General features: G+C 61.1%; 20 protein-coding genes. 8 read left to right on the top strand and 12 right to left on the bottom strand.

What is annotated here, in order from left to right:
* Window positions 1-36: 36 nt before the first annotated feature.
* The 4 genes from ACVWZF_RS01835 to rpmJ form a co-directional block, all read right to left on the bottom strand.
* Window positions 37-1044: a DNA-directed RNA polymerase subunit alpha gene (locus ACVWZF_RS01835; RefSeq protein WP_011433190.1), complete on the bottom strand. Its 1008-nt coding sequence runs from the start codon at window positions 1042-1044 to the stop codon at window positions 37-39.
* A 134-nt stretch (window positions 1045-1178) separates the two neighbouring features.
* Window positions 1179-1565, bottom strand: a complete 387-nt coding sequence (gene rpsK, locus ACVWZF_RS01830; protein ID WP_011433189.1) for a 30S ribosomal protein S11 — start codon at window positions 1563-1565, stop codon at window positions 1179-1181.
* Between the two features lie 84 nt (window positions 1566-1649).
* Complete coding sequence (gene rpsM, locus ACVWZF_RS01825; protein ID WP_011433188.1) at window positions 1650-2033, bottom strand: 30S ribosomal protein S13; 384 nt, start codon at window positions 2031-2033, stop codon at window positions 1650-1652.
* Between the two features lie 201 nt (window positions 2034-2234).
* On the bottom strand, window positions 2235-2351 hold the full coding sequence (rpmJ, locus tag ACVWZF_RS01820) for a 50S ribosomal protein L36 (protein ID WP_011433187.1): 117 nt from the start codon (window positions 2349-2351) through the stop codon (window positions 2235-2237).
* Between the two features lie 165 nt (window positions 2352-2516).
* Between rpmJ and ACVWZF_RS01815 the strand changes: the two genes are divergently transcribed.
* Both ACVWZF_RS01815 and ACVWZF_RS01810 read left to right on the top strand, forming a co-directional pair.
* Window positions 2517-4493 carry a carboxypeptidase regulatory-like domain-containing protein gene (locus tag ACVWZF_RS01815; RefSeq protein ID WP_457394374.1) on the top strand — a complete coding sequence of 659 codons (1977 nt, stop codon included), beginning with the start codon at window positions 2517-2519 and terminating at the stop codon, window positions 4491-4493.
* An 88-nt stretch (window positions 4494-4581) separates the two neighbouring features.
* A complete protein-coding gene (locus ACVWZF_RS01810) occupies window positions 4582-5643 on the top strand; it encodes a carboxypeptidase-like regulatory domain-containing protein (RefSeq protein ID WP_011433185.1) in 1062 nt (353 codons plus the stop codon).
* A 364-nt stretch (window positions 5644-6007) separates the two neighbouring features.
* On the opposite strand, the gene ACVWZF_RS01805 is transcribed toward ACVWZF_RS01810, so the two are convergent.
* The 3 genes from ACVWZF_RS01805 to ACVWZF_RS01795 are packed head-to-tail and all read right to left on the bottom strand — an operon-like array spanning window position 6008 to window position 8552.
* Window positions 6008-6616, bottom strand: a complete 609-nt coding sequence (locus ACVWZF_RS01805; RefSeq protein ID WP_041436487.1) for a hypothetical protein — start codon at window positions 6614-6616, stop codon at window positions 6008-6010.
* Window positions 6595-7017, bottom strand: a complete 423-nt coding sequence (locus ACVWZF_RS01800; protein ID WP_011433183.1) for a thioesterase family protein — start codon at window positions 7015-7017, stop codon at window positions 6595-6597. The genes ACVWZF_RS01805 and ACVWZF_RS01800 overlap by 22 nt, the downstream gene beginning before the upstream one ends.
* Entirely contained in the window at window positions 7017-8552 is a 1536-nt protein-coding gene (locus ACVWZF_RS01795; RefSeq protein ID WP_238376718.1) for a hypothetical protein, read from the bottom strand. The genes ACVWZF_RS01800 and ACVWZF_RS01795 overlap by 1 nt, the downstream gene beginning before the upstream one ends.
* A 225-nt stretch (window positions 8553-8777) precedes the next feature.
* Between ACVWZF_RS01795 and ACVWZF_RS01790 the strand changes: the two genes are divergently transcribed.
* The 3 genes from ACVWZF_RS01790 to ACVWZF_RS01780 all read left to right on the top strand — a co-directional run bounded on the left by ACVWZF_RS01790 (window position 8778) and on the right by ACVWZF_RS01780 (window position 13148).
* Complete coding sequence (locus ACVWZF_RS01790; RefSeq protein WP_011433181.1) at window positions 8778-10880, top strand: toll/interleukin-1 receptor domain-containing protein; 2103 nt, start codon at window positions 8778-8780, stop codon at window positions 10878-10880.
* Between the two features lie 100 nt (window positions 10881-10980).
* A complete protein-coding gene (gene aroB / locus ACVWZF_RS01785) occupies window positions 10981-12162 on the top strand; it encodes a 3-dehydroquinate synthase (protein WP_457410678.1) in 1182 nt (393 codons plus the stop codon).
* Window positions 12141-13148 carry an aspartate-semialdehyde dehydrogenase gene (locus tag ACVWZF_RS01780; RefSeq protein WP_457410676.1) on the top strand — a complete coding sequence of 336 codons (1008 nt, stop codon included), beginning with the start codon at window positions 12141-12143 and terminating at the stop codon, window positions 13146-13148. The genes aroB and ACVWZF_RS01780 overlap by 22 nt, the downstream gene beginning before the upstream one ends.
* Here the strand turns inward: ACVWZF_RS01780 and ACVWZF_RS01775 are convergent.
* Complete coding sequence (locus tag ACVWZF_RS01775; RefSeq protein WP_457410675.1) at window positions 13145-14128, bottom strand: DUF7933 domain-containing protein; 984 nt, start codon at window positions 14126-14128, stop codon at window positions 13145-13147. The genes ACVWZF_RS01780 and ACVWZF_RS01775 overlap by 4 nt on opposite strands.
* Window positions 14129-14457: 329 nt before the next feature.
* On the opposite strand from ACVWZF_RS01775, the gene ACVWZF_RS01770 reads away from it, so the two are divergent.
* Window positions 14458-15231 carry a ZIP family metal transporter gene (locus ACVWZF_RS01770; protein WP_457410673.1) on the top strand — a complete coding sequence of 258 codons (774 nt, stop codon included), beginning with the start codon at window positions 14458-14460 and terminating at the stop codon, window positions 15229-15231.
* Window positions 15232-15273: 42 nt separating this feature from the next.
* Window positions 15274-16080 carry an alpha/beta hydrolase gene (locus tag ACVWZF_RS01765; RefSeq protein ID WP_011433176.1) on the top strand — a complete coding sequence of 269 codons (807 nt, stop codon included), beginning with the start codon at window positions 15274-15276 and terminating at the stop codon, window positions 16078-16080.
* Here ACVWZF_RS01765 and ACVWZF_RS01760 read toward each other — a convergent pair.
* The gene (locus tag ACVWZF_RS01760; RefSeq protein WP_457410671.1) at window positions 16046-16828 is read right to left on the bottom strand and encodes a DUF3598 family protein; all 783 of its coding nucleotides are present in this window, start codon (window positions 16826-16828) and stop codon (window positions 16046-16048) included. The genes ACVWZF_RS01765 and ACVWZF_RS01760 overlap by 35 nt on opposite strands.
* A gap of 126 nt (window positions 16829-16954) precedes the next feature.
* Between ACVWZF_RS01760 and ACVWZF_RS01755 the strand changes: the two genes are divergently transcribed.
* Window positions 16955-17083 carry a hypothetical protein gene (locus ACVWZF_RS01755; RefSeq protein ID WP_255344536.1) on the top strand — a complete coding sequence of 43 codons (129 nt, stop codon included), beginning with the start codon at window positions 16955-16957 and terminating at the stop codon, window positions 17081-17083.
* Window positions 17084-17132: 49 nt separating this feature from the next.
* Here ACVWZF_RS01755 and ACVWZF_RS01750 read toward each other — a convergent pair whose 3' ends face one another.
* The 3 genes from ACVWZF_RS01750 to murC all read right to left on the bottom strand — a co-directional run bounded on the left by ACVWZF_RS01750 (window position 17133) and on the right by murC (window position 20027).
* Window positions 17133-17399, bottom strand: a complete 267-nt coding sequence (locus ACVWZF_RS01750) for a hypothetical protein (RefSeq protein ID WP_041436475.1) — start codon at window positions 17397-17399, stop codon at window positions 17133-17135.
* A gap of 104 nt (window positions 17400-17503) precedes the next feature.
* Window positions 17504-18490, bottom strand: a complete 987-nt coding sequence (gene murB, locus ACVWZF_RS01745) for a UDP-N-acetylmuramate dehydrogenase (RefSeq protein WP_011433172.1) — start codon at window positions 18488-18490, stop codon at window positions 17504-17506.
* 61 nt (window positions 18491-18551) lie between these two features.
* A complete protein-coding gene (murC, locus tag ACVWZF_RS01740; protein WP_457396188.1) occupies window positions 18552-20027 on the bottom strand; it encodes a UDP-N-acetylmuramate--L-alanine ligase in 1476 nt (491 codons plus the stop codon).
* Between the last annotated feature and the right edge of the window lie 158 nt (window positions 20028-20185).

The following is a 20185-nucleotide window of genomic DNA, read 5'->3' as shown; positions in this document are numbered from 1 at the left end:
GCTAGCGGTGCAGATGCTTGAGACGGAACCTAAACTCTAGGCCTTGCCTTTTTCGCGGGTGCGGGGCAGTGTCAGACCAAAGCGGGCTTTCAAAGCCTGCACCACCTCTTCGGCAGACTTCTGGCCAAAGTTTTTGATCTCCAGCAGATCTTCCTCGGTATAGAGCAGCAGATCGGCCACCGTGTTGATCTGAGCTCGCTTCAGACAGTTGTAGGCCCGTACCGAGAGCTGTAGCTCCTCGATGGGGATCTGGTTTTTTTGGTTGTCCTCGTCTGGCTTGGGCGGCACAGGAGCATCGAAGCTGACCTCCTGCAGCGGTGCGAACAAGCCCACCAAAATGCGGGCCGCTTGGCTGAGGGCCTCTTGCGGGGTGAGGCTGCCGTTGGTCCAGATTTCCAATACTAGCCGATCTTTTTCCAGGAATTGGCCCACCCGAGCTGCTTCCACAGCGTAGTTCACCTTGCGCACCGGCATGAAGACAGAGTCGATCTGCAGAAAATCAATCGCCATCGCTTTGCTGTCGGAGTAATCGACGGCGCGGTAGCCATGTCCCCGGCCAATCATGAACTCCATTTCCAAAATCGCCCCTTCCGCCAGGGTGGCAATGTGGTGACGGGGGTTGATCACCTCCACATCGCTGGGCAATTGCAGCTTCTCAGCAGTAACTTCCCCTGGCCCCTGAGCCACCAAGCGGCCCACCTGAGTCTCGGGGGAACTGGAGCGCAGCACCAGCTCCTTCATGTTTAGAAGGATCTCCATCACGTCTTCCCGCACCCCCGGCACCGTGGAAAACTCGTGGGTCACCCCGGCAATGCGTACAGCAGTCACCGCCGTCCCTTCTAGATTGGAGAGCAACACCCGCCGCAAAGCGTTGCCCACCGTGATCCCTTGGCCGCGCTCCAGTGGCCCCAGAGCAAATTTGCCGTAGTGAACGCCGTTATCATCCCGATGAGATTCAACACACTCGGTCTGGTAAGCAACAGCGCTTGAGCTCGCTCTGCTGCCCAGAGAGTGGGAGAGGGTTCGGCTGGTTTGAATCGTCATGGTGGCCCCGTCCGTCTGGCTCGACATCCGTTTGGAGAACTGATGAAACTTCGAGGTCATCTCACGCTTGGGCAGACCTGTAGCTCTGGAGCAAACTCCTACAGACGCTCGACCGGCCCTCAACGCGGGATCCTTCAGACACGCCGCCGCTTGGGAGGACGGCAACCGTTGTGGGGAATGGGGGTAATATCTCGAATCAGAGTAATTTCCAGGCCCGTTGCCTGTAGAGCGCGAATGGCGGTTTCCCGACCGGCTCCCGGCCCGCTGACCATCACTTCGATCTGGCGCATGCCGTTCTCCATGGCTTGACGCGCCGCACTTTCTGCTGCCATTTGGGCGGCGAAGGGAGTGCCCTTTTTGGCCCCTTTGAAGCCCGTAGAACCTGCCGAGGCCCAAGACACCACATCGCCGTTGGGATCCGTGATGGTGACGATGGTGTTGTTGAAGGTGGACTGAATGTAGGCCACCCCATTGGGGATGTTCTTTTTGACTTTACGTCCGCGCCGTTGCTGCCGAGCCATGATCCAGGTGTCCTTGCAATCGACTGTTTGGGGTTGGGATTCGGGATGGTGGAAGAGTTTTGCCTTCCGCGCAAAGTCCAGCGACTACTTCTTGGCGGGAGCTTTCTTCTTGCCGGCCACCGTTTTCCTGACCCCCTTGCGGGTGCGGGCATTGGTGCGGGTGCGCTGGCCACGCACGGGCAGACCCAGGCGGTGGCGACGACCTCGATAGGTGCCAATGTCGATCAGCCGCTTGATGTTCATCGCCTCCTGGCGGCGCAGATCCCCTTCCACCTGGTATTCGCCCTCCACCACCGTTCGCAGGGCGGCCACCTCAGCGTCGGTGAGGTCGCGGGTACGAGTATCCGGATTGATGCCGGTCTTCGCCAAAATTTGGCGGGAGCGGGTCAGCCCAATGCCGTAAATGTAGGTGAGGGCAATCTCCACTCGCTTTTCTCGGGGGATGTCAACTCCCGCAATCCGTGCCATAGTCAGGGGTACCTTATCGAAATCAAATCAAACCAAGTTGCCTGCCTGAGATGGGATTTTTATTCAGGGGGATGTGGCCGTGGAGATGCTGGTCTTGGGATCCATGCTCACCGAGAGGTCTAGCCAACGTTTTGCTCGGTTGTGTCGGAAGCCTTTGCCTCTGTCTCCCGTTGCAGGCTGAACCCACCCACCATCGACCCTCTAGCCCTGCCGCTGCTTGTGCTTCGGGTTGGAAGAACAGATCACCATCACCCGACCATGGCGGCGGATGACTCGGCATTTCTCACAGATCCGACGGACGGAAGGCCGCACCTTCATGGTTGATCCTGACAAAACCAGCGAATATCCATTCTATGTTCGTCTGGGCAACCTGTCAAAATGTGTTTGGGTTTGCTGACAGCGAGCGGACAGTCGGGTTGGCTATGCTGGTTGGGCGAGGATCTCCTGAGTCAAAGTAGGCGCGACTGTGGGGTGGAGAAGGCCATGCGGTGGCAATGGCTGGTTTTGCTGAGTGGTGTGCTGGGGCTGGGATCCCCTGTGTTGGGGCAAGGGATCCCTTTGCCGGCAGCAGGCTCCTCCTCTGCGGTGGAGAACTTTTCGACGGACGGGAACGGCCTGAGGACAGAGGGGGATTGGCTTTTGCCCTTGCGCAGCTCTGCCGATCGCATCGATGGGGTACCGGATCGGGGCTGGGTTGCGGTTGGGCTGTTGGAGGAGCAGGCCGTGACCCTGCTGGATGGGGCCAGCGGGGATCCCTTGTGGCAGGCGGCGGTGGGGTTTGCTCCCAGTGTGGTGCGGGTGGATGAGGCACGGCAGGTGGTCTACGCCTCTGGCCCCAATGCCCCTGGGCTGGTGGCCCTCGATCTGCTGACGGGGGAGCTGATTCAGGCTTATGGGTTGCCGGCAGGGGTTTTGGATATTGCCGTGGATGCGGCCACAGGGCGGGTTTTCGCCTCCCTGCCCTCTGCCCAGAGTTTGGCGGTGATGGCTGCTCCCCTGCGCGTCAGCGGTGCGCAAAGCGATCCCTCAGAGCAGCCGCAAGCCCGCAATTTGCCGATGCCCGGCCCCCCCTTGGCGCTGGCCTATGATGCGCAGCGGGGATCCCTGTTTGTGGGTCTAGCCGGGGAGGATCCCCTCAGCTTGCTGGTGGTCAACCCGGACAATGGGGAGCTGTTGGCCCGTTGGCGGGGCGGTCATACTCCGGAAGCCATGGCCCTGGATGCGGAACGGCAACGCTTGGTGGTGCTCAACTCCGGCAGCCAAGATCTAACAGTGCTGGATCTGAGCCGCAGCGGCGAGGCCCTGCAGCGGGTTGGCCTGGATTGGCGACCGACGCGGCTGGCCCTTTCCCCTGATGGACGTTGGGCTTACGTGACCTCCCGCGATAGCGACCGCCTGCAGCTGGTGGATTTACAGACGGGGCGATTGGTGGCCTCGCTGCGGCTGCAGGGACAGCCGACGGGTCTGGTGATGCTGGGGGAGCGGGATCTGTGGGTGGTGGCAGCAGGGATCCCGGCTTTGCGCCGTTTGCAGGATATTCAGGCTCAAGTTGGCGACGGCGGGACAGAGGTCCTGAACGGGGGAGTCCCCTCTCCAGGCAACCGCGGTGTGGTAACCGGGCGGGTGCTGGATATTGCCGGCCAACCCGTTCAGACCGGGGTTTTGCACTTGGCCGCCACGCCAACCCAACCCAGGCAAACCGTCCGCATTGCTGCCGACGGCACTTACGTGCTGCCGGAACTGTCGGCCGGCCTGTATTTGGTGGATGTGGAGGTGCCGGGTTTTCCGCTGACCAGCACCCAGGTGGAAGTCCGGGCCGGCTTTGTCTCCACTCAGGATATTCGTCTGCCGCCCGGGGAACCGACCCGCCGGCCGGAGGGCATTGGCCTTTTGCCGGATGAACCCGTTTACTCGGATGAGCTGGCCCGCCACCTCAGCATGGCCCTGAAGGAGTTGCAGCCCCAGCGACCGGTGATCCTCTTGAAGGGGCCTTTGGGGCCGGATCCTCGGTTTGAGCCGCTTCTGCCCCTCACCCAGGGCCTAACGTTGTTGGATCGGGATGAGCGCTACACCGCCGACTTGGCCAAGCTGAAGGCCATCGGGGATGCCCTGGGATTGCGCTATATCCTCTTGACCCAGATGCAGATCTCGCGGGACTACAACCGCCAGGGCAACTCTCTGCTGAATACGGCCTTACGCTTTGTGGCCCCGACGGTGCCGGTGGAAATTCCCAATTTCACCCCCAACCAGTTGCGCAGCCGCGGGGTGGTGGTGGTGGTGGACTTGCAGAGGGATCGGCCTGGGGATCGGGCCCGCTACTACGAAGCCTATGGGCGGGATGATGTGGGCGGGGATCCGATGTTTGAAGATGCGGCAGCGGGCCTGTTTCGGCTGCAGGTGCGCAACATGGTGCCGGTGTTTGTCCAACAATGGCAAACCAACAACCCCTTTTCGGGGTGAGGATCCCTGCAGCAGGATCTTGCCCTGTTCGCGTCAGGGGTGCGGAGCAGAATAGAACCGACTGCTACTACCGGATGCAACCTTCGCCATGCCTTTTTTCTTCTTTCATCCTCTCCGGCACAGGATTAGCTATCGCTACGCAACGCTCTCGCGAACAGGCAGTCTGGCCCTCTGCGGCTGGCTGGCACTGGCTTCAGGAGCGCTGGCTCAGGCTCCGGCCACCCCCATTCCGCGGTTGACGCCGTTGTTTCCCTCCCAAAACAGAGGGCAGCCCCAGGGAACAGCACGGCTGGTGGGGCAGGTGAGCAACAGCGTGGGGCAACCTGTGGCGGGGGCACAGGTGCAGTTGGAGGGCATGGAGAACCCCAATCAGCCGATTCAAACCGATGAGCGGGGCGCTTTTGAGCTAGACCAAGCCCCAGCCGGGCGCCGGATGTTGACGGTGTGGCACCCCGACTATGAAAAGGCAGAGCAGGAGATCCTCCTGCAAGCGGGCCTGACCACCCCTGTGGATGTGGTTTTGCAGGTGCCGATTCGGCCTCAGCCCCGCCGTCGCCTTGGCATTTTGGGGGTGGGAGGGTTGGAGCATACCCAACTGTTGGGCCAGCGCCTGGCCATAGAGGCGGTGCGTCTGGGCTTGATCCCCAACGGCGAGAAGGTGGTGCCCCTGGACAACCGTCGCATTCAGCCCATTTTGCAGAAGGTGGGCTGGCCCATCTACGAGCTGTTTGAGTGGGATCGCCGCAAGCCGGAGGCGGTGGGCCAATTTTTCGATTACCTGGGCCTGGAAGCCATCGTCATCGCCCGCGTCGATGTCCTCACTCGACCAGCTTCGCCAACGGAGCTGAGCCTGCGTTCCCGCAGCCGCCTGGAACTGTGGCGGTTTGATGAGCAAGGCAACCTTGTGGTAGATATCCTGGCCGAGGCCAGTCGCGATCAGGTGGAGCGGAGCAACCTCAATGCTGCCGAGCTGGCCCAGCTTTATCAAATCCAAGTCACCCAGATGGCTGCTGAGGTGGGATCCCGCTGGAAGGAGCATCACCCGCTGGCCCAGTACCTAGAACTGGCTCAGGGAGAAGCCCCACCCCCACGCTCTCGCCTGGATACGGCTGTGGAGCTGCGCATCCCCTCTGCCACACCGACTCCCTAGGTCTTAAGCAGAACAGCTCCGGGATCTCTTCTATTGTCGTGAAAGGGATCGTCCTCTGAGTTCGTCTAGCAACGACGGGAGGAGCCGCCCGAAGAGTGGCGAGAAGAGCTGCCCCCCGATGAAGGGCGGGAGGAGGAGCCGAAAGAGCCAGAAGAGCGCGAGGAGCCGCCACAACAGGAGCTTGCAAAGCTTGGATCTGGTTTTGCAGTTGTCTGCAGCGACGCTGCCTGCGCCAGTACATTGTGCCGCCGATTATCCCTGCAGCACCTGCCCCCACCCCTACCAACGGCCAGGGCGAAGGGGGAGGCGGGTAGGTCATGCCTCTGTTGAATTGCTGCCCGGCGCTGCAGCCGGCCTGACCGCGTCAGCGCTGCAGTTCCCCCCCCAGCGCTTTGCTCCTGACGCCAGCTGTCCCATGGGCTATTTTTGCTGGGGATCCCTTCCGATGGCGCGATAGGGCGAGCCACCCCAGTTTCAAGGCCAGCCCCAGCACCTGCCAGCCGCGCAACCGGATCACCAGGGATCCCCATCCGTGCCAACCGATGCGAGCGAAGGTCAAGCGCAGGTGTTGGGCCAACTGAGGGGGTAGAGCGGCGATTAGTCCCAAGCATTGCCCCGTCAAAGCCGGATCGGCAAAGCCAATTTCCACCCCTCCTTGCCAAGATTGGATGTGGAGCTGCTTGCCCAGCTTCCACAGGTAGGGCCAATCTCTGGGGGAGCAACGTTCTCCCCGCTGCGCCGGCCAACGGCCGCGAAGGCGCAGGGATCCCCAACGCCATTCCCAGCCACGGCGGCTGCCCCGCACGGCCCAGCCTCCCCAGCCGTGCCATTTCCAGATCCAGGCAAGGGGGCCCTGCCAGGGTTTGCGGTAGCGCAGAATGAGCTGTTGAGGCCAGAACAAGAGAGTTCCCACAAAGACGGCCAGCAGCAATCCCAAAGGACTCCGTCCCGCTAACGCGAACAGCTTGAGCACCGACTGGGATCCTCCGCGGTCAATCCATAGCGGGCCAGAAAACGGGGCAAATCGACCACCAGGCAGGTGTAGGATCCCTGCATCACCAGCCGCTCCTGCTGGGTGATCTCCACCTGAAACTGAATGCGTCTCCCCTCCACGGCCACGACTTCGACCCGCATCTGCAAGGGATCCCCCGCCACCGCTGCCGACCGATGTTCCAAGGCAAAGCGGATCCCGACCGCCGCTTCCTCCGGCTCGTAGAAGGGCTGCAAGGTGGTGTGGCTGCACCGCTCGATCAACGTCAACAAAGCCGGGGATCCGATCACCTTCACACCGGGGTTGCCCAGAGCCTCAGCGGTTTGTTCCGGGCCGAGGATCCCCTGCCAGGTGCCGAGGGTGCCCAGGGGAACAGGTTTCATCAGCGGGCGGGGGCGCGCATTCTCCCAGAGTGCCACAGGCTCCAGCCTTGCCAGAGCAGGAGAATCAACGCCAGGATCCCGACCACCCCGGCCAGCACCAGCGCCCGTTCCCAGCGGGTGGCATGGAAGCCGGTTACCGTCCAATCGCGGCTGAGGTTGGATCCCAGAATGGCAAGCACAGCCAGGCCCAAACCTCGGATCCCCAGAGATTCCGCCCCTCTTCCCTCCTGCTGCAGGAGGATGGGCTGCAGCGCCGCCAGGATCAAGGCGGTGGTCAAGGCTCCCAACAGGAAGGCCGCTTGCGGCTGAGCGTGAATGAAGTAGCCCACCCCCACCGGCAAAGCCAGGCTAGCCAGCGTCAGGGCGATCCCCGTCTGCAGGGGTTTGTCTGGCCCGTATAGCCAGTGAATGAGCGCCGCCAGCGCCATGGCCGCCATTCCCAGGTACAGCGCCGCCGACACATAGGGTTGGGTGAGGTCGATCCCGGCAACCTGCAGGTTGAACTGGTGCAACAGGTTTTGCAGCAGAGGGCGGGCCGACAAAAACAAAGCGGCCATGGCCCCCCAACGGCTGGGAAAAGCCAGACATCCCAGCCCCAAGAGGGCCGCCCCGTAGGATCCCCCCAGCCGCAACGCCAGCAGCGCTCCTCCGCCCACCAGCGTTAGGCCCACACAGGCCCGCCAGAGCAGCCGTCCTTGTTGCTCGGCAACGCTGACGCGACCGGCTGAAGCCTCCGGCCCGCTGACGCCAGCAGGTTCCCCTGGCGCAGGGATCCCCTGTCCCGTCTGGTTTTCCAAGGCAAGCAAGGCCCACGAGAGCAGCACCCCTGCCCCGTAGAGCAAGGCCCAAAAGGGATCCTGGTATAGGCCGTTGCGGGTCAAGGCCAAGGCCAGCGCCAACGCCACCAGCCACCCCACCCCATGCCCCACTGCCGACAGCAGCCCGGGGGAGTCTTCTGAGGCGGTCAAGAGCGGCACAGTGCCTGCCACCAAGCTGAGGGCGGCCAGCCCCACCGGCAACAGCACCTGCCAAGGGAGATCCGGCTGGGATCCCATCTCCAGCAGGCGAGATCCCCAGGTTATGGCGGCAATGCCGCTCCACCCCTGGCCCAGCGCCATCAGCAACGACAGGGCTTCCGCTGCGGCCAAGACCCCCAGCAAAGGGATCCCCACCAAGCCCATCCCCAGGCCGCAGCCCCACAGAAACAGCATTCCATGCTGCTCCGCAATGCCGATGCGACTGGGGGAGCCGATAGCCAGACTTTGCCAGGCCGCCAAACTGAGCAACAGCACCACCAGCCCTTGCCCGGCCCGACCGCAGCCACTCAACCCCAGTAAACCCACCCCCACCAGGCCCCCCAACAACAAAGCCAGGGGGATCAGATCCGGCAACTGACCCAGCCAGCACCCCAGCGCCGCCAAGGCCACCAAGCCCAGCCCCACTGCCGGTTGCCAGCGGCGAACGGATCCCCAGCGGCGATATCGAATCGCTTCCAACAGCAAGACCACCAAGCCAATCGCGGCCGCAATCGCCAAAACTCCACCCAGCACGTGCTCCCTCCTTTCAAGCCCTGCACCAACTATCGCCTATCGCTGTCCGGTCATCATCGCCATTCAGAACCAATCGAGCGGAAGCGTTGCCTAGCATCAGGTTTGCTCCTTGCCCCAGACCCGATGGGGAGCAAATGCGTTTGCGTTTGTGAAAGCATCGCGCAGCGATAACGCAAAGATAAGCTGGAGAAGAGCAGCGAGCGGGCGTTCATGTCTTCAGAGCATTACAAGTTCGACCTTTTCTTGCACTACCACCGAGAGCAAGCCCGGTGGGCGCGTCAACTGGCGGAGCGGCTGGATCGCGAGGGTTTCAAAGTCTGGTTTGACCGCTGGATGCTGCAGCCGGGGGATAACCGCAAGCTGGAGCTGCAACTGGCCATCGAACAATGCCGCTGGGTGGGAGTGGTGGCCTCTCCAGAGTTTGTTGCCGATCCCTGGCCAAGGGATGAGCTGTACAGCGGGTTTCCCCATGCCCCGGCACGACAAAACCAGCGCCTGCTGACGCTGCTGCACACCCCCACTGAGCTACCCCGCCCCCTGGAAGAGGCGCCCCTGCTGGATTTTACTGGCTCAGAAGAGGATCCGGTGCTGTTTGAGTACCGCGCCTTGGAGCTAATGCACTTTTTGGATCCCAGCTTCCCTGCCCCCGGGGATCTGCAGCGGTTCCGGCTGCAATACCGCCGCCGTGAGGGGAAAGAGTCCCTGGAAGATGAAGAGGTGCGGGGATTTCAGGCCTTTTTGCGGGCCATCCAGATGGCCATCCTGCGCATTGCCACAGGCGAAACCCCCTCCGCCACGCCAGAAGAAGGAGCGCGTCAGATCGCCATTTTGCAGTTCATTCAGCGGCTGTTTCAGTGGAACAGTGCCGACATCCAATTCGAGCGGGGGGAAGACTGGCGTCGCCGCGGCAACCTGACGGAAGCCCTGGCCGCCTACGACCGGGCTCTGAACATGGATCCCAACTTCGCCCTGGCTTGGAGCCGCCGTGGGGATGTGCTGGTGCAGCTGGCCCGCTACCGCGAGGCGGTGGACAGCTACAACGGATCCCTGAGCATCAACCCCTACGACGAAGAAACCCGGCTGCGCCTGGCCCTGATTCTGGGGCGCCTGGGGCAGTACAAGTCGGCGGTGGTTAACTACGACAAGGTGCTGGAGAGCAACCCGGAAGATGCTCTGGCCTGGCATAACCGCGGCATCCGCCTGCTGCAACTGAAGCGGTCGAAGCTGGCCCTGAACAGCCTGAACAAAGCGCTGCGCCACAACCCCAAGCAGCCCCGCACCTGGCTGGCCCGTGGGATCGTGCTGCGGCGGCTGCGTCGGCCCAGCTCGGCAGCGGCTAGTTTTGCGCGGGTTTTGAAGCTCAACCCCAGAAGTGCGCGGGTTTGGCGCTACCAAGGCAATGCCCTCTTCCACTGCCACCGGCTGCGCTCGGCTGTCGAGTGTTACAAGCGCTCGCTGCGGCTGCGTCGCCGGGATCCCATAACCCTGCACAACTTGGGGGTGGCCCTGCTGCGCTTGGGGCAGTATCGGCTGGCCAGCAAGGCCCTAGAACGCGCTCTGCGCTACGATGCCGACAACTACAAAAGCTGGTACGCCCGCGGTGTGGCCTTCCAGAAATTGGGCTACCTGAAAGAAGCCTGTATCCACTTCGAGGAAGCCCTCAAGATCAAGCCGGAGCACTTTCCAGCCCGCTATGCCTTGGCGGTAGCTCAGCAGGAGCTGGGGCAATATGAGGCCAGCCTACGGCATTTCCAGCGCTTGGTGCAGCAGCGTCCCGGCAGTTCTGCCTGCTGGTTTGGCCAGATCACCGGCCTGCGGCGCCTGGGCCGGCTGGAAGAAGCCCGTGCCGCCTGCCAGCAGATGATCCACCTCAACGAACGGGATCCCTGGGGCTGGTTTGCCCTGGGGTTGATCTACAGCGAGCTGAGGGATCCCGAACAAGCTGTGCAAGCCTACTCGCGGGTTTTGCAGCTCACCCCAGAAGATGCTGTGGCCCTCAACAACCGCGCCTGGGAAGCCTTGAAACTGGGGAAGCTGGAACCTGCTCTGGCAGACGCCCAACAGGCCACGCACCTGGATCCGCAGCGGCCCGCCTTTTGGCACACCCTGGGGCTGATTCAACTGCGGGCCGGCCAGCGAGCAGCCGCCCAGGCCAGCTTGCGGCGCTGTCTGGAGCTGGATCCCCAATTTCAGCCGGCCCAAGCTGCTTTGCAGGATTTGGCCCAAGAAGACTCGGCCTCCCCGGCGGGAATGGCTCTGCCGGAATTGGAAACCCTCACTCCCCAACCGCAGCCAGTTGACCCCAACCCCTAGCAGGATCCCCTGGGCTTTCAGACCCCAAGGACAATGCCTGCAGCAGGCAGACGGGAGCAGAACATGCCACACTGGATCCCGCCCCCCAGGACCGACACGCATGGATCTCTATCTGATCCCTGTCAAGCTTCCCCACAGCTCCTACGATATTCTCCTCCAGTCTGCCGAAGGCCCCCCTGGCCACAGCCTCATCCAGCTGGGATCCCAAATGCGAGCTAGAGGGCTTTCCGGCAAGGCTCTGGTGGTGAGCCATCCCGGCATTGCCAAACACTTTGCCGAGAAGTTACTGCAGGGGCTGCAACAAGCGGGGTTTGCCGCCCACCTCTGCCTATTGCCTGCCGGCGAACGCTACAAAACCCTGCGCTCGGTGGCCAAGATCTACGACGCCGCCCTAGCCTTTGGCCTGGAGCGCTCCTCCACCTTGGTGGCGCTAGGAGGGGGGGTCATTGGCGACATAGTGGGGTTTGCCGCCGCCACCTGGCTGCGCGGGATCCCTTTTGTGCAGGTGCCCACCTCACTTTTGGCCATGGTGGATGCGGCCATTGGTGGCAAGACCGGTGTCAACCATCCTGGCGGGAAAAACCTCATTGGGGCGTTTTATCAGCCGCGCCTGGTGTGGATTGATCCAACGCTATTGCAGACTCTGCCCCAGCGGGAGTTTACCTCAGCCCTAGCGGAAGTGATCAAATATGGCGTGATTCAGGCTGCCGACCTATTTGAGTTTTTGGAAGATCGACCCCAACTGAGCCGCTATACCGACTTTACTCCCGCAGACTTGCACTACCTGCTGCGCCGCTGTGCCGAGTGCAAAGCCTGGGTGGTGCAGCAGGACGAGAAAGAAGCGGGCCTGCGGGCCATCCTCAACTACGGCCACACCCTCGGCCATGCCCTAGAAGCTGCCACCCACTACCGCCGCTACCTGCACGGAGAAGCCGTCGCCATCGGCATGGTAGCTGCCGGGGAGATCGCCCGCCGCCTGGGTTGGTGGAGCGCCGCTGAAGCCGAACGGCAACGACACCTGATCGAAAAAGCAGGATTGCCCAGCCGATGGCCCGCCGGGATCCCTTGGGAGGCAGTGCTGCAGGCAATGCAGGCCGACAAGAAGGTGAAACAGGGGCGGATTCGCTTCGTTTTGCCCCGCCGGATTGGCCAAGCGGAGCTGACCGATCAAGTCGAGCTGGCAGAGGTGCAGGCTGCTTTGGCCTCGATTACAGCCACCTCTGGAACCCTAGAATTAGGAAAACCTAAGGACAAGAAAGCATGGCACGGCAACAACGGGTAGCTATCTTGGGGGCCACAGGAGCAGTAGGGACGGAGCTGCTGACGCTATTGGAAGAGCGCCACTTTCCTGTAGCCGACCTCAAGCTTTTGGCCTCGCCCCGTTCAGCGGGCACTTATTTGACCTTCAAGGGGGAGCGGATCCCGGTGGAACCAGTTTCAGAAGCGGCCTTCCGGGGCCTGGATCTGGTGCTGGCCTCTGCCGGAGCCGGTGTCTCCAAAACCTGGGCCAGAACCATCGTCGAGGCGGGGGCGGTGCTGATTGACAACTCCAGCGCCTTTCGCCTGGATCCCAATGTTCCGCTAGTGGTGCCGGAGGTCAACCCCCAGGAAGCCTTCCGTCACCAAGGGATCATTGCCAATCCCAACTGCACCACCATCCTAATGTGCGTGGCCATCTACCCCCTGCATCGCCACATCCCCCTGCGCCGGGTGGTGGCCGCCACCTATCAATCGGCCAGTGGGGCCGGGGCCCGCGCCATGGTGGAGCTAGAGGAGCAAACCCGCGCCTACCTCCAGGGGCAGCCGTTGCAGCCCCAGGTGTTCCCTTACCCCATTGCCTTCAACCTCTTCCTCCACAACAGCCCCCTGCAAGAGAACGGCTACTGCCAGGAAGAGATGAAGATGGTGAACGAATCCCGCAAGATTATGGGATCCCCCAACCTGCGGCTGACAGCTACCTGTGTGCGGGTGCCGGTGCTGCGTACCCACGCCGAGGCCCTCAACCTGGAGTTTGAACAGCCCTTCCCTGTGGAAAAAGCCCGGCAAATCCTGGCCCAGGCCCCTGGGGTGGTGCTCATTGAAGATTGGCAGCAGAACCGCTTTCCCATGCCCATCGACGTGGCCGGCAAGGACGCAGTGGCGGTGGGCCGCATCCGCCAGGACATCTCCGAGCCCAAGGCCCTGGAGCTGTGGCTATGCGGGGATCAGATCCGCAAAGGTGCGGCCCTCAACGCTCTTCAAATTGCCGAGCTGCTTTTGAAGGACTAATTCACTACAACTGTCCAGGTTACTGGCCCCGCTGTAACAGGGGCAGCCTGAGTGCTGTTCAACGTCACCGGGGAGTTGGGGTAAGTATAGGTACCGGCTGGTGTCAAAGCTACCGCTGTTTTTACAGGGATGGTCACTGTGCAGGTTGCGCCGACAGCCACTTGTCCTCCGGTGAATTGAATGGTGTTCCCACCCACCGAGGCTGTGAGAGTGGGGGAGCCGCACGAAGGTGTAAAAATCCCCGCAGCGGCAACTTGCAAACCAGAAGACGGCGCTCCCGGCAAGGTGTGGTTAAAGGCCAAGCCCGTCAATGGAATGGCTGCGTTGTTGGTTATTGTAAACGTCAGAGTTCCATTCCCGGTAACGGGAGGGGGAACTGGGCCGATTGGGCCAAGCGGGTTGGGAGAAAAGGCCATGGTAAAGGCGGGAGCTGGCACCGTTACCGTTAAGTTGATAGCAGCAGCGGTGGCATTAGGCGCTTGGTTGCTGCTCAGGGTTACCGCGGGGCTGGTCAGGGGTCCCGCTGTCGTGGCTGTAACCTGAAGATCCAGGCTGATGGTGCAGCTAGCGTTGGCTGCCAATGAGCCGTTGACCAGCAAGATGGAAGTTGCTCCTGGTGCAGCTGCCAGCGTCCCGCCACAGCCGTTGTTGAGGTTGTTGGGAGTGGCAACGATCAAGCCGGCAGGCAAGGTGTCGGAAAAAGATAGACCAGTCAGCGGCAGAGCGGCTGTGTTGGTGATCGTGTAGGTCAGGGTTGTTTTGGCAGTAGGGCCGGCAGCTACCGAGGTGGGGCTAAATGCCTTGCTAAAAGTCGGGGCACCCGGCGTGGGTGTCGGAGTCGGCGTAGGTGTCGGAGTTGGAGTCGGTGTAGGTGTAGGCACTGTCGTCCCACCGCTTCCGCCTCCACCGCAGCCGGTCAGTCCTAGACAGGCCGCTCCTAGACTCAAGGCCACAAGAGTTGTAACTGCTTTTTTCTTCATCGCTCTCTCACTCCTCATCACTATCGGACTTGACTTTAGTTTTTATCGACCTGTCTTGCTGCAGTGTACTCCAGTCCAATTGCTGTTCAGGACGCTTCTGCGCCGAGGCAATTCACAATTATTGTAATAAACCTTGGCTTAGCTGGCAAACTCCAACTAGGGAATAGCTCCTTCAGACTTGCTCTTGTGTACCTTGCTCATAAACACAAAATCTGGCGCTCCAAGCCAACTTTCAGAACCTCGCCTATGCCGCTCGAGCCAGCAATGTTCACACAACGTTGGAAAGGGAGGAGAATTGAAAAGCATTCGGCCTTTGTGGAGAGGGGCTTGTGCCTCCAATTGGGATGGGATCCCTGGCCAGCTTGATCGCCGGGTTGGCGACGGGGCTGGGGGCTTTGCCGGCCCTTTTTCTTCCCTCGCTCTCCGAAAGGGTACAAGGGATCCTGCTGGGGTTTGGGGGTGGGGTGATGTTGGCGGCCACCTCTTTTTCCCTGCTGGTGCCGGGCACCGAGGCAGCCATAGCGCTGGGGTATTCCCCATTTGGGGCGGCTGTGGTGATGGTGGCAGGCCTGTTGTTGGGGGCGATCTTCCTGGAGAGTGCCCACCGCTTTTTTCCCCACGAGCACTTTTTCAAAGGGGTGGAAGGGGAGAACCGCGCCCATTTGAAACGGATTTGGCTGTTCATCATTGCCATCGCCCTGCACAATTTCCCGGAAGGACTGGCGGTGGGAGTGGGTTTCGCTACCGGCCAAGTTGGCGATGGGTTGGCGTTGGCGTTGGGGATCGGCTTGCAGAACATGCCAGAAGGGCTGGTGGTGGCTTTGTCACTGGTGGGCCAGGGGTACTCGCGGCTGTTCGCTTTTGGCATCGCCCTGCTGACCGGGCTGGTGGAGCCCATCGGCGGGATCCTGGGAGCAACGGTGGTCTCTCTGGCGCAGCCCCTACTACCCTGGGGCATGGCTTTTGCGGCGGGGGCGATGTTGTTTGTCATTTCCGATGAGATCATCCCTGAGTCGCACCGGCAGGGGTTGGAGCGGGAGGGCACCTTTGGGGTCATCAGTGGGTTTGTGGTGATGATGTTGCTGGATATCACCTTGGGCTAGCAAGGGATCCCGTCGCGAAGTGGAACGGAGTTTTATTTTTTTATGTTGAGTAACGAACCCTTTTTGTGGCGAGGAGCAGGGGAACACGCCTGTCTGCTGCTACATGGATTGGGGGGCGGTGTTTACGAGTTGCAATGGCTGGCAGAGCGGCTGTTGGCGGCTGGCCTGACGGTGCAGGGATTTAACTATCCCGGCCATGACAGTGCTCCGCATCGCTTACACGACCGCCGGTCTGCCCACATGCCCCCTTCCCGCTGGACGGAGTGGTACGGGCGGGCTTTGGAGCATTATCTGGCTTTGCAGCAGGAGTACCCGCGCGTTTCCTTGGTGGGCTTTTCCACCGGCTGTCTGCTGGCTTTGCACCTGGCTTTTGCCCATCCCATCCATAAATTGGTGCTGCTGGCGCCATTTTTCGCCATTCGCCACCGCTGGTACTATCTTTTTCGCCCTGAGCAGTACCTGAACAGCCTGGGTTGGCTATTGAAGGAGGTGCCCCGCCTCAGCTTGCCGATTCGGGATGGGGACGCTCGAGCCTTGGCAGAAAGAACGGCCTATTTCCGCAGCTTTAATCTGTCGGCGGTGCGCAGCGCTCTGGAGCTGATCGAGCGGGTCAAGGGGGAAGTGGCCAGCATCCGGGTTCCCACCCTGATCCTGCAATCCCGCCAAGATATGGTGGTGGACCCCGACCAGGCAATGTGGCTCTATCAAGAGCTGGGATCCGAGGAGAAGATCTTGTCTTGGCTGGAGCACTCCGACCACATCCTCACTTTGGACTGCGAGCGGGAAACGGTGTTTGACCAGGTTTGCGCCTTCCTCAACCAGGATCCTTCTGCGCCCGGATCAGCGTAACCCGCTGCCAAGCACCGCGGGCATCGTAGTCTCGGCTCAAACGCAAGAGACAGTGGCAGTCTTCCGGCTGCGGAAACCAGCTCAGGCTTACCGAAAAGCTGCGATCCCGCTGGGCAGTGGGGATGGGCAAGGGATCCGGCCCGCCAATCCACAGCCCTCCCGGCAAGGGATCCCAGTTGCTCAACCACTCTGCCCCCGAGGAGTCCACCTCGGTTTCGGCAAACCGGCCCTCGGCAACCGCAAAGCTCTGGGCGATCCCCCGCCATCTCCCCTGGAGGCAGGCTCTCAGCTGCTCTCTGCTCAGGGGTGCACAGTCTGCAACGGGATCCAAAGCTTGGCCGCGCCGCTCCAGGATCGCGGTTACCTCTACCAGACGACCTTGGGCATCCCACTGTTGCACCAGCCGCGCCTTGCGATCCCCCCAGAGAAAGCCCTGCTCGACGGCAAAATCACTAAACGGCGCCAGCTGCAGCCGCCCATTGGAAAAAGATCCATCGGGGAAAAAGCGCAATCCCGGCGAGAAATCCTGGTAGACCCAGCTCTGGGAGCTTTCGGGAGTGGGGGATCCCTGTAGGGGGTAGTAGGTGTTGGTTTGGCGGATCGCGCCCAACTCCAAAGCCTCAAAGGTAATGAGGCTGCGCTTTTGGCCTACTAGCTCCCAACCACCGTGGGCAGTAGGTCGATAGTCAGAAAAGAGGCCGTGCCATTCTCCCAAGTGTAGGGCTAGGCATTGTATCGGGGTTTTCATGAAGAAGCCTGAAGTGCAACGTTGAAGACAGAGCCGATGGGGAAGAAGCTCCGGGGTGGTATTTTACCTTTTGGGGATAACATCAGCTTTCTGATGAAAGGGTTGTGGTTTACCGCGGCTCAAAAAATGACAATGCAACCTGAAGTAGCCAAGGTTTTGGCCGAGCGGGGAGAGCGCTGGGTGCCCTGGATTCTGGTGGGTTTGGGGGTGTGGATCCTGTTCAAAAATGAGACTTGGAGATGGCTTTTGTCTTAGACTCTGGCCGGGATTTGTTCGTGATAGCGGGACGGGATTCTTTCGAGTTCTAGTCGTTGTGTCGGTCTAGGGAGGGATCCCAGTCCAGATCTTCGTGGCGGTGCTCCCGTTCCCAGCGATGCACCCAGTCCCAAATGCGATAGTGCTGCTCGGCGGTGAGTTGCTTGGGATCTTGGGCCAAAGCAGCAGCCTCTTCTGGGGTGAGCAAAGCAGCCAGGCTGCCGATCTCCACCAAATAGCGGCGTTCTTCCGCAGTGGTGTGGGACTGATTGAGCCGTCGAATTAAACGACGTAAAGTGGCTACATCTTGACTCATAAGCCGATAGGCGAACATCTACAAAAGGCGGTAAGAACAGTTTAAGAGCAGAATCATCAAAATCACCAAAAGAAAACAGTCCAAATTGTCTGCCCAATGCTCCTCTAATCCTCAAAGGATCCCAGAATGCGCACTTCCGGCTCCAAAAGCACCGACCATTGTTGATAGACCTTTTCCTGGGCCAAGCGAATCAAGCGGTAAATGTCCTTGGCACTCGCCTGATGGCAATTGAGGATGAAGTTGGCATGGCGCTCTGAAATTTGGGCCCCACCGATGCGGTACCCCTTCAAGCCGACCTGCTCGATTAGCCAGCCGGCAGGGTGAGACTCTGGGTTGCGAAAGACGCTGCCACAACTGGGCAAATGATAGGGCTGAGAGCTTAGGCGTTGGTTGAGGTAGCGCTGGGTTTCCCACTGCACCTGGGACGGATCCCTGCTTGGGATCAACTGCAGCGTCGCTCCTGTCACCGTCCAGGGTGAGTCTTGCAGGCGAGAGCGGCGATAGCCAAATTGCAGATCGGCAGGTTCTAGGCGGCAGGGCTCTTGTTCCTCGTCCAAAATCTGCACTTCCACCAGCACATCCGCCATGGCGCGTCCGTGGGCACCCGCATTCATCACCACGGCTCCCCCCAGGGTGCCCGGGATCCCAATCGCCCACTCCAACCCACTCCAGCCTTGCCTGGCGGCGGCCCGCGACAGATTGACCAAAGGCTCTCCGGCAGCGGCCCAAATTCTCCCCCCTTCCAGCAGTTGGATCCCCCGCAAACGGCGAGTGCCGATCACCAGCCCCTTCAACCCCGCATCGCTGATGAGCAGATTGCTGCCTGCCCCTAACAGCGTCGTGGGGATCCCTTCTGCTCGCGCCCAAGCCAAACACTGCTGCAGCTCCAGGTGGCTACGGGGCTCACAATACCACTCGGCCTTGCCGCCCACACGAAAGGTGGTCAGAGGAGCCAACGGGATCCCCGATTGAATTCGTCCAGATAGCAGAGCCGCCGGCCCGCGGGGGAGAAGCCTGTCTTCAGCGGTAAGACTTGCCGCCTCAGACTCACAGGAACCGTCCCGCTGAGGCACCACCGGAGCCGTCGTCATGATTCAATACCTCAGAAGCAGCTATCTTTTCAGCTGAAGTTTGGATTTTTGGCTTTCCTTTTCAGCTGAAGTTTGGATTTTTGGCTTGCCCAGGCTGTTCCCTCACCTGAGCCGCATATGCCCGCATCGTAGCGATTATCTGCTGATTTAGGTCCCCTGCGCCCAAAAAAACGGCGAGATCTCCAGGCTGCAGGACGGACGGCAACACCTCCGGCAATTGCGGCAAAGACGACACATAGCGCACATGGGGATGGTGCTCCGCCACCGCCACGGCCAAGCGCAAGCTGTCGGAACCCTCAGGCGCCGGCTCTCCTGCCCCATACGTGGGCACGATCACCACCACGTCCGCCTCCCCAAAGCAGCGGGCAAAATCTTGGAACAGGGCAGCCAAGCGGCTGTGGCGATGGGGCTGAAATACCGCCACCACCCGCCGCTGCTGTAGCCGTGCTGCCTGCAGGGTGGCTCGAATCTCGCTGGGATGGTGGGCATAGTCGTCGATAAAGGTGACTCCACCCACTTCCCCCTTGTGCTCAAAGCGGCGATGCGCCCCCCGAAATTGCGCCAAAGCTGAGGCAATCACCGCAAACTCCAAGCCCAACTGTCGCCCAACGGCAACCGCCGCCAGGGCATTGCTGAGGTTGTGGGATCCCAACACCTGTAGGCGAAGCTGTCCGAGGAGGGATCCCTTTTCCCAGATCTCAGCGCAGGTGGAATTGGCAGTGTAGAGGATCTGACGGGCTTGGTACTGGGCTTGGGGATGACCGGTCAGGCTGTAGCCCACATCCACCGCCAGGTGAGCCGCCACGTTGGGACAGTCCAGGCAGGCCACCAGCGTTTGGCTCTGCTGCCCATACTGTTGAAAAGCCCGGATCACCTGCCCCAAATCGGCGTAGTGATCGGGGTGATCCAGCTCAATGTTGGTGATCACCCCAATCTTGGGATAGAGCCGCACCAGGGATCCATCCGACTCATCCACCTCGGCCACCCAATACTCCCCCTGGCCCAGACGGGCATTGCCATCCCAGGCATCCACTTCCCCGCCGATAATCAAGGTGGGATCCCAGCCCGCCGAGAGCAACACATAGCCGATCATGCTGCTGGTGGTGGTTTTGCCGTGAGTGCCGGCCACCCCAATGCCGGAGCGACGGTTAAACAGAGCCGCCAACAAGTCTGCCCGGTGCCAAACCGTCAATCCTTTGCCCAGGGCAGCGGCCAATTCCGGATTGGTGGGGCGAATGGCGCTGGAATAGACCACCTGGGGATCCCCGACCAACCCCTCCAAGCTGTGGCCCTGAAAGAAGCGCACCCCCAAAGCTTCCAGGCGGCGGGTACGGCCATTGGCGACAATGTCGGATCCGGAAACGCGAAACCCTTGTTTAGCCAGGATATAGGCCAGGGCCGACATCCCCACTCCACCAATGCCCACAAAGTGATAGGTGGAAAGCAAGGGATCTAGGGGATCCAAATGCAGGGGCGGAGGCTGAGACCGAACCGGCAACGGCGGGATGGGATCCCCTCCTCCAACTGTTTCCACCATCGCAACTCCACCCCACTCCTAAAACCGCCCCACTCCTAAAACCGCCACACTCCAAAAAAAGGACTGCGTTCTGCTGACTACAAACAGGTTCGAACAGGCCACATCATATCAGGAATCCCCAGAGCTAGGTAGGCTGCGCCCCACCGGTTGCCGTGATC

The sequence above is a fragment of the Thermostichus sp. OS-CIW-30 genome, assembly GCF_054060215.1.
The sequence above is the reverse complement of the archived record's forward strand: the minus strand, read 5'-3'. Positions and strand labels throughout refer to the sequence as shown.